This window comes from Acinetobacter sp. FDAARGOS_515, assembly GCF_003938865.1.
Lineage (GTDB): Bacteria > Pseudomonadota > Gammaproteobacteria > Pseudomonadales > Moraxellaceae > Acinetobacter > Acinetobacter ursingii.
The window spans coordinates 2940496-2954471 of sequence record NZ_RKIX01000003.1; the positions used below are offsets into that span (position 1 = coordinate 2940496).

Annotated in this window: 15 protein-coding genes; 9 read left to right on the forward strand and 6 right to left on the reverse strand. The window is 38.0% G+C overall.

The annotated features are described in order from the left end of the window. The first annotated feature begins 301 nt into the window (after positions 1–301). Positions 302–562, forward strand: a complete 261-nt coding sequence (locus EGS47_RS15725) for a hypothetical protein (RefSeq protein ID WP_004988991.1) — start codon at positions 302–304, stop codon at positions 560–562. 35 nt (positions 563–597) lie between these two features. On the opposite strand, the gene EGS47_RS15730 is transcribed toward EGS47_RS15725, so the two are convergent. After that, positions 598–1050 carry a hypothetical protein gene (locus EGS47_RS15730; protein ID WP_004997742.1) on the reverse strand — a complete coding sequence of 151 codons (453 nt, stop codon included), beginning with the start codon at positions 1048–1050 and terminating at the stop codon, positions 598–600. A gap of 133 nt (positions 1051–1183) precedes the next feature. Between EGS47_RS15730 and EGS47_RS15735 the strand changes: the two genes are divergently transcribed. The 6 genes from EGS47_RS15735 (at position 1184) to accC (ending at position 6738) form a co-directional block, all read left to right on the forward strand. Next, positions 1184–2050, forward strand: a complete 867-nt coding sequence (locus EGS47_RS15735; RefSeq protein WP_119686258.1) for an alpha/beta fold hydrolase — start codon at positions 1184–1186, stop codon at positions 2048–2050. A gap of 252 nt (positions 2051–2302) precedes the next feature. Beyond that, positions 2303–2893, forward strand: coding sequence for a LexA family protein (locus EGS47_RS15740; RefSeq protein ID WP_373865987.1), 591 nt, complete (start codon positions 2303–2305; stop codon positions 2891–2893). A gap of 2 nt (positions 2894–2895) precedes the next feature. Continuing rightward, complete coding sequence (locus EGS47_RS15745; RefSeq protein ID WP_119686488.1) at positions 2896–4221, forward strand: Y-family DNA polymerase; 1326 nt, start codon at positions 2896–2898, stop codon at positions 4219–4221. A gap of 237 nt (positions 4222–4458) precedes the next feature. After that, complete coding sequence (aroQ, locus tag EGS47_RS15750) at positions 4459–4908, forward strand: type II 3-dehydroquinate dehydratase (RefSeq protein WP_004989003.1); 450 nt, start codon at positions 4459–4461, stop codon at positions 4906–4908. A gap of 27 nt (positions 4909–4935) precedes the next feature. Then, complete coding sequence (gene accB, locus EGS47_RS15755) at positions 4936–5355, forward strand: acetyl-CoA carboxylase biotin carboxyl carrier protein (RefSeq protein WP_004989005.1); 420 nt, start codon at positions 4936–4938, stop codon at positions 5353–5355. A 15-nt stretch (positions 5356–5370) separates the two neighbouring features. Beyond that, positions 5371–6738: an acetyl-CoA carboxylase biotin carboxylase subunit gene (gene accC, locus EGS47_RS15760; protein ID WP_104794840.1), complete on the forward strand. Its 1368-nt coding sequence runs from the start codon at positions 5371–5373 to the stop codon at positions 6736–6738. A gap of 73 nt (positions 6739–6811) precedes the next feature. On the opposite strand, the gene EGS47_RS15765 is transcribed toward accC, so the two are convergent. Then, the gene (locus tag EGS47_RS15765; protein ID WP_373866127.1) at positions 6812–7243 is read right to left on the reverse strand and encodes a hypothetical protein; all 432 of its coding nucleotides are present in this window, start codon (positions 7241–7243) and stop codon (positions 6812–6814) included. A gap of 248 nt (positions 7244–7491) precedes the next feature. Between EGS47_RS15765 and EGS47_RS15770 the strand changes: the two genes are divergently transcribed. Continuing rightward, the gene (locus EGS47_RS15770; RefSeq protein ID WP_125269771.1) at positions 7492–8982 is read left to right on the forward strand and encodes an amidase; all 1491 of its coding nucleotides are present in this window, start codon (positions 7492–7494) and stop codon (positions 8980–8982) included. Here the strand turns inward: EGS47_RS15770 and EGS47_RS15775 are convergent. From EGS47_RS15775 to EGS47_RS15790, 4 genes are all read right to left on the reverse strand, one after another. Continuing rightward, positions 8979–10151: an MFS transporter gene (locus EGS47_RS15775; RefSeq protein ID WP_080632319.1), complete on the reverse strand. Its 1173-nt coding sequence runs from the start codon at positions 10149–10151 to the stop codon at positions 8979–8981. The two genes, EGS47_RS15770 and EGS47_RS15775, sit on opposite strands and share 4 nt — an antisense overlap. Before the next feature lie 66 nt (positions 10152–10217). Then, complete coding sequence (locus tag EGS47_RS15780; protein ID WP_005004262.1) at positions 10218–12086, reverse strand: SurA N-terminal domain-containing protein; 1869 nt, start codon at positions 12084–12086, stop codon at positions 10218–10220. A gap of 129 nt (positions 12087–12215) precedes the next feature. Continuing rightward, positions 12216–12488 carry an HU family DNA-binding protein gene (locus EGS47_RS15785; protein ID WP_004989063.1) on the reverse strand — a complete coding sequence of 91 codons (273 nt, stop codon included), beginning with the start codon at positions 12486–12488 and terminating at the stop codon, positions 12216–12218. Between the two features lie 167 nt (positions 12489–12655). Further along, positions 12656–13111 carry a phasin family protein gene (locus EGS47_RS15790; RefSeq protein WP_005004260.1) on the reverse strand — a complete coding sequence of 152 codons (456 nt, stop codon included), beginning with the start codon at positions 13109–13111 and terminating at the stop codon, positions 12656–12658. A 195-nt stretch (positions 13112–13306) separates the two neighbouring features. Between EGS47_RS15790 and EGS47_RS15795 the strand changes: the two genes are divergently transcribed. Then, positions 13307–13954, forward strand: a complete 648-nt coding sequence (locus EGS47_RS15795; RefSeq protein ID WP_004997720.1) for a hypothetical protein — start codon at positions 13307–13309, stop codon at positions 13952–13954. Positions 13955–13976: the final 22 nt, after the last annotated feature.

A 13976-nucleotide genomic window follows, 5' to 3' on the forward strand; every position in this document is an offset into this window, starting at 1 on the left:
TCAAAAAAACTGGCATACTTCATGCTTTATTTAGCTTAAGTCGTATGTCTTTTCCTCTTGAATATACATAGGATGTAAAGAGCTTCCAATTAATTTGGCAATATATATAAATATTTTTGATAGCAATACCTATATTTATTACAAAAATATAAACAACTATCATATATTTTATATATACGCTAAATATTTTGGGAAATAGTGTTATCACCTATTGAAATACCACTAAATTCGAAGTACAACTGTAATATTAATTCCGACTAAAACAATTATGTTTAGTCAAACTAAAGAAGGAGGGATGGAGATGTTATCATTACATTTCAATAAGCAAGTCTTCATTAACGCTCTGAAGACCTCAGACACAGTCATTTATGGAATAACCACTGTTGCCCTGATGTTGACGCTTGCATTTCAAGGAATGATAAAAGGCAATTTAAAACCCGAATACTTTATGTATGCACTGGTGGTTTCTGTTGCTTTTTCAGTCTGGGCTTTTGTCGATCACAAATTCCGCCAGCTTAGTCTAGAACGTGCCAAAGCAAAAATGGAGAAAATGGATGAGTAATCATCCATTTTTTATGCCCTTTCCTTCTTCATCCCTTAAATAAATTGAACGATACAACCGAGTAATAAAATAAAAGTTGCACCCACTTCAATCACGATTAAAGCCAGCATTGCCAAAGTCATCATCCATGTAGCTAAACTATACTGTCCAAGTTTATGCGGCCTTTGAAATTGGTTGGTGGTATCTTTTAAAAAGCCATGCAAGATATAAGATCCAATTGAAAAACTAAAAAAGATCAAATTCAAGATCACACAGATTACATTCAGCATGTCTGACCATACAGAAAAATAAGCCAAAACCGCCAAAATTAGACTTGCAGGTGCATATAAGAGACTGCTTCGATGCGCAATATCAACATAATAATGTGCACGTGATTGTTGTGAATGACGAATTTGATAGTATTTCCAAACCCCTGTAAGCATTCCCACCCAAAGAAAAATACCACTAAAAATAATCCCTATTTTTACCGCAAAAGCTAAAGAAATCATGAGATTCCATCTCTATGTTTATTTTTGGAAGCCCGTTATATCATATTTTTTTGACTTTTAAGTCATAAAATTATCAAGTCCCTTTTTGGAACTCGTTTAAAGTAAAAGCAAGATTATTACTTAATGACATATCATGGAAAATTTTGAGAAATTATGGATAAGCTGTGCAGATGGTTATCAACTTGCAGCTCAGTTTTATAGCACTTCCAAAAATACCCAAACCGCTAAGACTTATCCTATTTTAATTTGTCCTGCGACTGGCATTACCAAATCGTTTTATCATGCATTTGCAAGCTGGTTAAGTGAGCAAGGTTATGATGTGATGGCGTTTGACTTTCGTGGAATTGGAGAGTCCTTACATGGCAGTTTACATCATTCCTCCGCCAGTATTGTTGACTGGGGAACGCTGGACAGTCCCGCTGCAATAACCACATTACTCAATAAATCAGGTGCAGAGAAAGTCATTTTGCTCGGTCATAGCGCAGGAGGTCAACTTTTAGGTATTAATCCATTGTATGCAAAAGTACATCAAGTGATCGCGGTGGCTGGATCGACAGGTTATATAAAAGGGTTAAAAGGTAAGACCAAGATTTTAGCACCTGTGATGTTCAATTTTGTCTTCCCTATTTCAAGTCTGATCAAAGGATATGGTGCAACTCAGTTTATTGGTATGGGAGAAAACTTACCTAAATTAGTCGCCAAACAATGGCGTGAATTTTGTAGTCAAGCAGGCTATGTCAAAAATGCGATAGGAAAAACCGTACATCATGACTTTCATCATCAAATTGCATGTCCAGTGACTTCAATTTGGGCAACCGATGATGAGATTGCAACAGAAATTAATGTGAAAGATCTATTAAGTTTATATCCAAATGCCAAGACTGAGATGATTAAGCTAGAACCAAAACAACTTGGTTTTCAAACTATTGGGCATATGTTGATGTTTAAAAAATCTCATCAAAGTTTATGGCCAATCATTCAGGAACAAATCAAAAACTAAGCTTATCTTGTGTGGGTTATCTCTTTCGATAAAGCATAACCCATACCGTTCCCCTTTCCCCGTTCCAATTATGAGCTTGACTCACACTCTTTTCTAAAATGAACCTAGAAGCTGACTTACAAGACTCAGCTTGAGTTGGATTATTATTTTACCTTCGATTTTTTATTCTTTTTATCAATTAGCCCGATGCTGTTTTTTTTGCTATCTTGATTAAGTTACAAATTCAATCCAAACTAAATCACAATGAATGAAATCCCATTCAAGACAGCTAAAAAGCACGGTGGTAAGCGTGAAAATGCTGGTCGAAAAGCCCAATATCAGGAAAAAACAGTAGTTATGCGAGTGCCTGAATCCAAAGTCAATGCTGTCAAAGCATGGCTAAAACCTCGTCATCCAGATGATATTGAACCCATTTACAATCTACAAAAACTAGTAGCAAAAAGCTCGGTTCAGATTCCTTTTCCACTTGAATCGGTTGCTGCTGGATTTCCATCACCCGCGCAGGATGATATTGAAAAGACTTTAGATCTAAATCAATACCTGATTAAAAATCCTTTATTTACTTTTATATTAAAAGTTAATTCACTGTCTATGCGTGATGCGGGTATTGATATTGGCGATCAAATTATTATCGACAGAAGTATAGAGGCAGAACACGGAGATATTGTTCTGGCATTGGTCAATAACGACTTTACCGTGAAACGTTATATGCGCAATGGCAATAATCCTCATGATTTTTGGTTAAAAGCCGAAAATCCTGAGTTTCCAGATATCTATCCTCGTGAAAATGAACAGGTAAAAGTTTGGGGCATCATTACCTGTATCCTTAAAAAGCTAAAATAGTCATGATGAATTTTCAGCGACAATATTATGCCCTGATTGACATTAATAACTGTTATGTCAGTTGCGAGCGATTATTTCAACCTAAATTCAGCACCCAACCTGTGGTGGTATTGTCCAATAACGACGGCTGTGTCGTTTCAAGAAGCAATGAAGCAAAAGCACTTGGGATAAAAATGGCTGTGCCGTGGCATCAAATTAAAGATCTTCCCCAGTATCAAGGCGTACAGGTATTTTCTAGCAACTATACGTTATATGCAGAAATGTCACGGCGCTTTTTCTTAACGATTCAAGAATTCTTCCATGCAGAGGATACAGAAGCCTACTCCATCGATGAGTGTTTCATTCATCTAACTGCTTATGTTGATTTATTTGATATCAAGGATTACTGCCAAAAGCTTGTTAAAAAACTTGAACAATGTTTAGGATTACCCTGCTCAATAGGCATCGGTCACAGTAAGACACAGGCAAAACTCGCCAATCATTTTGCCAAGAAAATTTCCAGTTTCAAAGGCGTTTGCTATTTAGAACAATTAGACCCATTGATTTTGGAAGATTTAATGATCAACACCCCTGCCAAAGAAGTCTGGGGGATTGGTCATCAAATCAGCAAACGTTTACAAGCCTACAATATTTATAGTTGTTATGACTTAACTTTTGCCAATGAACACTATCTTGCTAAAGAGTTTTCAGTGATTATTGCGCGTACAATCCGTGAGCTAAAAGGCCAATCCTGTATCTCACTTGACGACCCAAAAATTCCAAGTAAACGTATTCTGGCATCCCGAAGTTTTTCAAAAGCTCTAAACGATTTAAATCAAATTAAACAAGCTTTGATTTTTCATTTAAATCGTGCACATCGGCGACTCATGTCACAACAACAGCTATGTCATTGTATTCAAGTTTTCTTGTATGAAAAAATCGAAGCCAAGCCCTATAAAAAAGCACATGTACATGCTGTCGGTCTAGAATATGCAACAGATGATCTATTAATTTTAACAAAGTTTTCTTTACAGCAACTTGATGTTTTATTTGATAAAAATAAAAAATATATCAAAATTGGTGTAATGTTCTGTGGCTTATATCCTCGCCAGCAACATATTGATGACCTTTGGCAACCTCTTGAACAAATTCATGAGCGTCAAAAGCTGATGTTGGCTCTAAGTTCGATCAAAAACCGATTTGGCAATGAAAGTTTGCAAGTGGGTTATCATTCCTGCCAGTCACAATGGAAAATGAAGCAACTATATTGCTCACCTCATTATCTAACCCGATGGAATGAATTACTTTGTATTGATGATTCGCACATGGCAGTTACACAAAATAAATGAACTGTTTTCGTCAATTCGGTTTAAAATAGCATGCGATGAAAAAACGATAAAATTTGTCATTTTTTAACATTGCCAATTTTCAGCAAAGTTTGCAATATAGGCGCTGAGTTTTGGCAAATGCTTTCTGCTTCAATTAAAACAAATTATAAAAAATATGTAGAAATATATGCCATAATGAGCAAACTTTGCAGACATCTTGCAAAGCTTATTTGCATTTTATGAATTGGAGCAAGCAGAATGAGTTCAACCATTTTGGTGATTCATGGACCGAATTTGAATCTGTTAGGAAAACGCGAACCAGAAGTTTATGGTGATCTTACTCTTCAAGATATCAATCAACAGTTGATTAGCCAAGCCCAAAACTCCAGTATTCAATTAGAAACATTCCAAAGCAACTGGGAAGGTGCGATTGTAGATCGTATTCATCAAGCTCAGACCGAAGGCGTTAAATTTATTGTCATTAACCCTGCTGCGCTTACTCATACTTCAGTTGCGCTTCGCGATGCCTTACTTGGCGTTGCCATACCTTTTATCGAAGTGCATTTATCGAATGTACATGCGCGCGAAGCTTTTCGCCATCATTCTTATTTATCTGATAAAGCCGTTGGCGTGATTTGTGGTTTGGGTGCAAAAGGATATTCCTATGCCCTCAACACAGCCATCGAAAAACTACAATCTTCCCATTAATTCACCATGATTTAGGAATACTCACCTATGGATATTCGCAAAATTAAGAAACTCATCGACTTGATGATTGAATCTGACTTACAAGCGATTGAGGTTAAAGAAGGTGATCAATCTATCTCTCTTACTCGCCCAACACCTGTATATACCACTGCGCCAGTAGCCGCTCCCGTTGCTGCACCTTCTTCAGCACCTGCTGCTAAAACACCCCGTGGTGCTGTCGAAACATCACCAATGGTTGGCGTATTTTATGCAGCACCAAGTCCTGGTGAAGCGCCGTTTGTGAAAGTTGGTCAAACTGTTTCTGCGGGTGAAACATTGGGTATTATTGAAGCGATGAAAATCATGAACCCAATTGAGGCAACTCAAAGCGGTGTTGTTGAAGAGATTCTAGTGAAAAACGGTGACGTGATTCAGTTTGGTCAACCATTATTCCGCTACCGCGCGTAATCCACGGGGGCATGTATGTTGCAAAAAGTATTAATTGCAAACCGTGGTGAAATCGCTTTACGAATTACCCGTGCTTGCAAAACATTAGGCATTAAAACTGTTGGTGTTTATTCTGATGCTGACAAAGACTTAATGCATTTACGTTTCGTAGATGAAGCTGTATGTATTGGCCCGGGTGCAAGTAGTGATAGCTATTTAAATATCCCAGCAATTATTACAGCAGCAGAAATTACAGGTGCAGATGCCATTCATCCAGGATATGGTTTTCTTTCAGAAAATGCCGAATTTGCTGAAATCGTAGAGTCTTCGGGTTTTATCTTTATTGGCCCACGTCCTGAACATATTCGTTTGATGGGTAATAAAGTATCTGCCATCGTTGCCATGAAAAAAGCAGGCGTTCCGACTGTACCTGGTTGTGATCATGCGGTAACGATTCACAATGCATTGGCTGAAGCTAAAGAAATTGGCTTTCCATTGATTGTAAAAGCTGCCGCTGGCGGTGGTGGTCGTGGTATGCGCATTGTTGAACGTGTCGATACCCTACTTGAATCTGTTCAAGCTGCACAACGCGATGCCGAAATGTGGTTCGGTGATGATACCGTCTACATGGAACGCTTCCTGCAAAAACCACGCCACGTAGAAGTACAGGTTCTTGGTGATGGTAATGGTCATGCAATTCATTTATATGATCGTGATTGCTCATTACAACGTCGTCATCAAAAAGTTTTAGAAGAAGCACCAGCACCGAATTTACCAGAGCAAGCACGTGCTGATATTTTAGAAGCATGTGTCAATGCGTGTAAGCTGATGCAGTATCGCGGCGCAGGCACATTTGAGTTTCTATTTGAAGATGGTGAGTTCTTCTTTATTGAAATGAATACCCGTGTTCAGGTAGAGCATCCTGTCACTGAAATGGTGACTGGCATCGACATCATTGAACAGCAGCTGCGTGTTGCTGCGGGTCTAGGGCTTGAAATTGAACAGTCTGATGTGGAAGTACGCGGTCATGCGATTGAATGCCGTATCAATGCTGAAGATCCAACCACATTCTTACCTTCACCAGGAAAAATTGAGCATTTCTATGCGCCAGGTGGTGCGGGTATTCGTCTGGATTCACACATCTATCCGGGCTATAGCATTCCGCCTTACTACGATTCCATGATTGCTAAATTGATCGCTCACGGTAAAGATCGCGAGACCTCATTGGCTCGTATGCGTCAAGCATTGGATGAGATTATTCTCACTGGAGTGAAAACCAATATTCCTTTGCATAAAGACCTTATTTTACAAGATAAAAAATTCTGCGCTCAGGCTATGGATATTCACTATCTTGAAAAACATTTGCTCAAACAATTAGAAGCAGCACCCACTGAAAAAGCTTAATGTTAAAAAAAACCTCTTATTTCGATAAGAGGTTTTTTTTAAATCGTATCAATGCAATTATTATTTCAATAAATTAAGGCAAAACACGTCTTAGGGTTGCAAAGCATTGCTGCCCATTTTCGCCTGCACAAAAATTAATCGTGTTTGGTGATTTCCACTGAACGAAATATTGTGAAACTTCGCCTGATTGGTCTTCTTGCTGACCTGAACAATCGACTTCGTTATTGTCATATTTGATCTGCATAATGAGCGCAGGAAGTTTCTCTTTCATATCCTGAGATGGCTGATAATCATAAACACCGTATGACCACTCTTTGCCACTCTTGACTACAACTTCATTGGCATTACGGAAATTATAATATTCCACACATTTTTTATTGGTCGGAATTTCCATTCCCCATAAACCCATAATTTCTGGACGAGTTTCGATTTGAATGGTGTTGGCATTTAAATCCATCGCCTGAGCTTCTGTTTCCACTTGTTTTTGCTTTGCTTCATCTGCCATAGCAAATGAACAGCAAAGACTTAATAATCCAACAATATAAATATTTTTCATAGATTTATTGATAACTAAACGCATGGACTTAACTTATCATACTTTTTGAAAATTACATTCGATCATAACGATATAAAAACAATATTTTTATATGTAGATCGAGCAACTCAAATCAGAAGCCTTCACCATACTTGAATAAGTTACGTAATTGATTTAAAACCTAATTCAATAAAATACAAGATACTCAAAAGGGACATATGAAACTGAACGAATATATTCATTATGATGGATTGGGACTTGCACAACTGATCGAAAAAAAAGAAGTTCAACCAATAGAATTACTCGAACTTGCGCTACAACGCTCAGATCAGGTCAATCCAAAACTGAATGCTATTATTATTCCAATGCATGAATATGCAAAAAACAGAGCCAAACAGCAACTGACTGGTGCATTTGCTGGTGTTCCATTTTTAGTGAAAGATTTATTTCAGGAATATGCAGGTATTCCTACCTCATACGGTTGTAATGCTTTAAAAAGTCGTCAGTATACCCCCGATACTAATGCTGAAATTGTAAATCGCTGGGAAAAAGCAGGAATCGTAACTTTTGGTCGTACCAATACACCTGAGTTCGGAATTAAGGGAATTACTGAACCCGATGCTTGGGGAAGTTGTTCAAATCCATGGCATCTAAAGCATAACAGTGGCGGTTCTTCTGGAGGTTCTGCATCCGCAGTGGCAGCAGGAATCGTGCCGATGGCAGGCGCTGGCGATGGTGGAGGCTCTATTCGTATTCCGGCATCTTATTGTGGACTATTTGGTTTAAAACCAAGTCGCGGGCGTACACCATGGGGACCACAAATGAGTGAAGGCATGCATGGTGCTGTAATTCAGCATGTACTGACTAAATCTGTACGCGACAGTGCAGCCATGCTCGATGCGACACATGGCTTTGAAAACAGTTCATTGTTTAAAATTGAGAAACCAGAACGTCCTTTCTTAGAGAACTTAATACGTCCTCCTCAACAGTTGAAAATTGCATTTAATACACAATCACCCATTGGTACAAAAGTATCTAAAGATGCTGTGGCAGCGGTCAAACATACTGCCGAACTATTGGAATCATTGGGGCATATTGTGGTTGAAGATACCCCTAAGATTGATGGCATGTCACTCGCTAAAGATTTTATCACCACATGGTTCAGTCAATTTTCATATATGTTGCATCAAATCAAACAAATGTCAGGTGCGACCGATGATGAATTTGAGCTTGATTCACTTGCTCTTGCTGCCTTTGGTGCAAAAACCACAGCACATGAGTATATCCATAATCTAAATAACTGGGGTATTTATGTTACCCAAATGAATCAATTTTTTGATCAATATGATTTATATTTAACTCCTGCTACCGCTTCAGTCGCACCTAAAAATGGTGAGCTCGCCACACCCAAATGGCAACAACCTGTGATCAAAGCGTTACTTAAAATAGGTCAGGCACACTATTTGGCAAAAGGCAAACTGGTCGAACAGATCATCCGTGAAAACCTGAAGTGGGTTCCCTTTACCCAGTTGGCTAATATTACAGGATTACCCGCGATGTCAGTTCCCCTATATTGGAACAAAGACCATCTTCCACTAGGTTCGCAGTTTATTGCCCCTTTTGCTCGTGAAGATCTTCTTTTCCAACTTGCAGCACAATTAGAACAAGCGCAGCCTTGGTCAAAAGAATATCAAAGTATTGTGGTTTAATTACGCATCGAAATAGGTTGCTCAAACTGACTGGGCAACCATTTAACCCATAATAATCCGAATAGAACTATTCCAGATGCAGTTATAAAAATAATAGAACCGCCATAAATTTTCCAATAATGCCCTGCCAAGATACTTCCAAAAGCAACTCCCAAGCCCCACATCGTGCTATATAAAGCCTGACCACGTCCTTGTTGCCCTGCGGAAAAATTTTGGAAAATCATTCGCATGGCGATTAGATGAAATAATCCAAAACTAAACGCGTGAATCGTCTGTGCAGCAAATTGAGCAATAAAACTGTTTAAAAATAGTCCTGCGACCATCCAACGAATACTCGTCATTATCAGACATAAACTGACCAATTTTTTTAACGAATAACGCGATAAAAACAAATGGGCGTAAGCAAACATGATAATTTCAGCAATGACACCAACCGCCCATAAGAAACCTATTTCTGTCGTTGTAAAATCGGCTTCTTTTAAATAGTTACTATAAAAACTATAAAATGGTGCATGTGAAAATAATAAAATAAATTCAATAGCAAAAAACGCAAAGACATATGGCCGTTTTAAAATAGGAAGTAAGGGTTCAAGCGTTGTTTGAGAGCGCGGCGCTGAGTCTGGCTCCTGAATCGTAAATGACCAAATAAATGCTAAAAAAGCAACGCTCAATAGCAGAACTGGCAGCATGGCAATTGGAATGATTTCTAATAATGCACCAATACTAAACACACCGACGATAAATCCAACAGAACCCCATTTACGAATTTTGCCATATAGTTTGCTGCGTTGCTCCCCAAGCCAAAATAAGGTCACACCTTCGAACTGAGCTAAAATTGCATTCTGAAAAAAACTAAAAATCAACATTAATAAGGCTATTGACTGAAAAGTATTGGGAATCATAAAAATTGCGAACCAAATACAAGACTCCATCCATGTTGCAATGCGCACTAATCGCATTCTTTTGCCAGATTTATCTGCAATCCATCCCCAGATAATGGGTGCAAAAAAGCGAGTAATAATTGCAATTGAAGATAAAATACCAATTTCTTGATAATTAAATCCTTGATCCTCCAGATATAAACTCCAATACGGCATGAATGTTCCCACGATCGCATAGTAGCAAAAGTAGAAACCACCGAGTTTGGTCGTGATTGGAAGGCGTAGCACTGATTTATATCCCTTTGGAACTTTATGACATCAAGAAAAAAACCGCCGAAGCGGTTTTCTTATAACTTACTTGATCTTAGCTTTGGACTTTAAGTACTGCGTATAATCATCCAACTCTTGTTGACCACGGAACTGCTGATAAAGCTTACTTAACTCACTCAACTGCTCTGGTGTCAATGCATTTGCAGTGGTTGAATTGACATTTGAAACACCAACCACTACTAACTCATCTGGAAGCTTCGCTGTCGTAACAGACCAAAACCCATCTTTAGGTGTTGCAACGCTAAATGCCGCACGTTCAATTTCACGTTTTAAACCTTGTGAACGTGTAAACGTACCTGCATCTTCAAAATGAATAGCACTTACTGCAACAACTTGTGCTGCTGGTTGTGTTTTAAATGCATCTAAAGACTTCGCAATTTTAGCTTTAGCAGCCTGATATGCTTTATCTTCAATCAACTTCGCTTTTACATCAGCAGTTGCTTGTGCAAGTGGTTTAATACCAGCAGCGTGATAATCGCGAACTTTTACCCAAACTGTATCGCCATTGGCAAGCTGAATATTGCTCGAAGCATTGCGATCACCATTTTTAACATCATCGTTAAAAATACGTGTCTTAACGTTTGAATCACTTAATACAGGATGGCCAGTAGCCAAAGTTACCCCTTTCACAGATTCAACATGCGTTGCTTTGACTTCCTGAGTGATTGCGGTCAGATCATCACTACTCACCACCATTTCATTTAGACGATTCACTGCATCTGAATATGCATTTGCTGCTTTAGATTTCTGAACTTCAGCAGTTAAACGTGCCTTTTCAGATTCAAATGAAGCAATTGTCGCAGCAGCAGTATTTGCTTCGATAATATGATAGCCATATTGTGTTTTGACTGGCTTAGAAATTTGGCCATTACCTAATGAATTCACAGCTTGATCAAATTCAGCCGAAAAGACACCTGGTTGATATGCTGCAAGCAAACCACCTTCATTTTTAGAACTGGTATCATCTGAATATTGTTGAGCAGCATCAGCAAAAGATAAAGTACCTGCACTAATTTTTGCATAAACATCGTTGGCAAGCTTTTGAGCTTCTGCATCCGAACGCGCATCAGTAGTAATCAAAATATGCTTAACATCACGCTTTGCATCTTTTTGCTGTTTTTCCACAAAAGCTTTATAAGCTTGCTGCAATTCTGCATCTGTTACTGGGGTATTGGTTACCACTTGCACAGGAGACAAAACCACATAATCAACATCTACGCTAGCAACTTGCTTAAAGCTGTTTTGGTGTTTGTTATAATAGTCAGATATTTCCTGATTACTCACGGTAATATCTTTTTTATAATCATCTAATTTAATGCTCGCCAAATGTAAGGTGCGCTGTTCAGTTTGTAAAGTCGCAATCTGATTGATGTCAGCCTTACTAACCAATGCAGTCCCATTAATACTCGAAGTCAGCATTTTAAGCGCATGGTCTTGACGTAGGCTGGTAATGAGCGCCTGACTGGTCATTCCAACTGAACGTAAATAATTTTCATATAAAGTCTGAGAAAACTTTCCATTTTCTTGAAAGCTTGGTTGTTGCGCCAACATTTTCTCTATTTGACCATCACTGAGAGAAATTCCCAGTTTTTCAGCTTGCTGTAAAAGAACTGTACGAGCAACTAGCGTATCTAAAGCAGTTTGCTCGATAAATGGTTGGTTCAGTAAAGTTTCATCACCATGAACCATCGATAAATATTGATCTTTATAAGTTTTTGTTAAGTTCTCAACGTCTTTTTTAGGAATATCCTGACCGTTTACACTTTTTGCAACATCTGCCTTATTATGACTACCAAAATACCCTTCAATACCTACAAGCGCTAAAGGCGTCAAAAACAAGACTAGAAGCACTTTGCCAAGCCAACCCTTAATGATTGTACGAAACGATTCCATAAGTATTCCACTATTCTATTTCGGAGAGATTTTAACTGAAAAAGCTTGCTGAATGAATGCGTAATCTCTTGCTTTTGCACTTTTTAATAAAAAACGCGCCCAAAAGGCGCGTTAATTTAACTCGTGCAATTAAGCAACAGAATCTTTAAGACCTTTACCTGCTTTAAAGCTAGGTACTTTAGTCGCTTTGATCTGTAACTCTTCACCAGTTTTAGGATTACGTCCTGTACGAGCTGCACGGTCTTTAACACTGAAAGTGCCAAAACCTACTAAAGTAACAGTATCACCCGCTTTAAGTGCATCTGTTACTGAGGCGATAGTCGCATCTAATGCTTTACCAGCATCAGTCTTAGACAATCCCCCTTTTTCTGCAATCGCATCAATTAATTCTGATTTATTCATGAAGATAACGTCCTCTTATTTCGTTTATTTAAAATCTAAGGCTGTAAGTTTAAAAGGCCATGACGCCTTTATAGCAATGCTTTAGGGCAAAAGGCAATACTGAATCAGGCGTTTTATCAAAAATAAACGTGAATTTCTGCTATAAAAACGCCTAAATGCTATTTTTTTTATTTTTCACTCAATTTTGACTTTAAGTTTTCATTTTCCTCAATCAACATATCGATCTTAGTATGCAGTTGTAATAATAGCTGCTCAATGTGCTGTAAATCCTTTGCCGTCACCAAACCAATTCGGTTCAATGAATGGTGAATACTCTGATCAATGATCCGCTCAACTTTATCTTTAGTATCAGTCACCGACTCTTTTGCTTTTTCTGCTACTTTGTTAACAGTCGTATCTGCGGCATCTATTGTTTTTGATTCAAGCTCTTCACCGACTTTGACTAATGAGTCAAATAATTTATTCCCTTCTTCTTCTGCACGTGAAAAAGCCCCAAGACCTGCTAACCAAATTTGCTTTGTATATTTTCTAAAATCAAGCGCAGATTTACGGGAAGCTCTGGTTTTTCCTCTTGTTTTCTCAGATTCAAGTTCAGTAACCTGATCTATGCTTTCCTTTTCCATTATTTCGTTACTCCTGATCACTTTACCGTCATATGGCTACATTTAACCATAAAATGTATTCATAATAGCAAACCAAAGACTTGATCCTTTTGCTAAAGTGTTCTACAAAGCAAGGCAATTACTTTATTTTTTATTTATTTTTACAATTTGAGATCGGATCTCGAACTTTATATAGCGTTTAAGGACCATGTGGGTATGAGCGAGTCGCAACAAAGCAAAGAACAGTCTCACTTGTTGCTTAACATTTTGTTAATTGTACTTGAAACCGTTTTTTCGTTTATTTTGAAAAATGATAGCGTGATACGCCTTCAGTCTAAACCTTTTGTAGATAAAAAAATTTCATTACGAATCAATAGTTATATTCCTTACTTTGATTTTTATGTGCAGTTTACTGATAAAGGCGTGTTATTTGACTTACAAGCGCCCGATCGAGATATCGATCTTGAGATCAGTAGTACCCTATTAGATTTGATTAAAATTTTTATTTTTGGAAATCGTCGCAGTATCAAAACTATGCGGATTGGTGGTGATGCTGAACTCAAAGAACAGTTTAAAGATTTACTTTTATACTTTAGTTTGCCAAAGCTGTTTGCAGATTGGAAACAATGGCTACGCCAACCTCATGAGCCGCATCAGGCGATTGCTTCAAAAAAACGTATTGCGCCGTTACTTGAAAAAATTGATACTCAACGCTCTCAAATTAACAGTCTACATGTGGAGCTTAAACAATATAAAAACCGTATCCGTCGCCTTCAACAACGTCAACGTTCTATCAATATCGGTTTTGGCGTAATTACTGTCGTTTTAGTTGCTTTATTAGTGTATAATTTATGGGCAGGTTAACCAACACATCTTTCCTGCTCAA

Excerpts from the sequence above, each read along its gene's own strand:
- EGS47_RS15725 (WP_004988991.1), top strand. The coding sequence starts at position 302 with ATGTTATCATTACATTTCAATAAGCAAGTCTTCATTAACGCTCTGAAG.
- EGS47_RS15730 (WP_004997742.1), bottom strand. The coding sequence starts at position 1,050 with ATGATTTCTTTAGCTTTTGCGGTAAAAATAGGGATTATTTTTAGTGGT.
- EGS47_RS15735 (WP_119686258.1), top strand. The coding sequence starts at position 1,184 with ATGGAAAATTTTGAGAAATTATGGATAAGCTGTGCAGATGGTTATCAA.
- EGS47_RS15745 (WP_119686488.1), top strand. The coding sequence starts at position 2,896 with ATGATGAATTTTCAGCGACAATATTATGCCCTGATTGACATTAATAAC.
- aroQ (WP_004989003.1), top strand. The coding sequence starts at position 4,459 with ATGAGTTCAACCATTTTGGTGATTCATGGACCGAATTTGAATCTGTTA.
- accB (WP_004989005.1), top strand. The coding sequence starts at position 4,936 with ATGGATATTCGCAAAATTAAGAAACTCATCGACTTGATGATTGAATCT.
- accC (WP_104794840.1), top strand. The coding sequence starts at position 5,371 with ATGTTGCAAAAAGTATTAATTGCAAACCGTGGTGAAATCGCTTTACGA.
- EGS47_RS15765 (WP_373866127.1), bottom strand. The coding sequence starts at position 7,243 with ATGGCAGATGAAGCAAAGCAAAAACAAGTGGAAACAGAAGCTCAGGCG.
- EGS47_RS15770 (WP_125269771.1), top strand. The coding sequence starts at position 7,492 with ATGAAACTGAACGAATATATTCATTATGATGGATTGGGACTTGCACAA.
- EGS47_RS15780 (WP_005004262.1), bottom strand. The coding sequence starts at position 12,086 with ATGGAATCGTTTCGTACAATCATTAAGGGTTGGCTTGGCAAAGTGCTT.
- EGS47_RS15785 (WP_004989063.1), bottom strand. The coding sequence starts at position 12,488 with ATGAATAAATCAGAATTAATTGATGCGATTGCAGAAAAAGGGGGATTG.
- EGS47_RS15790 (WP_005004260.1), bottom strand. The coding sequence starts at position 13,111 with ATGGAAAAGGAAAGCATAGATCAGGTTACTGAACTTGAATCTGAGAAA.
- EGS47_RS15795 (WP_004997720.1), top strand. The coding sequence starts at position 13,307 with ATGAGCGAGTCGCAACAAAGCAAAGAACAGTCTCACTTGTTGCTTAAC.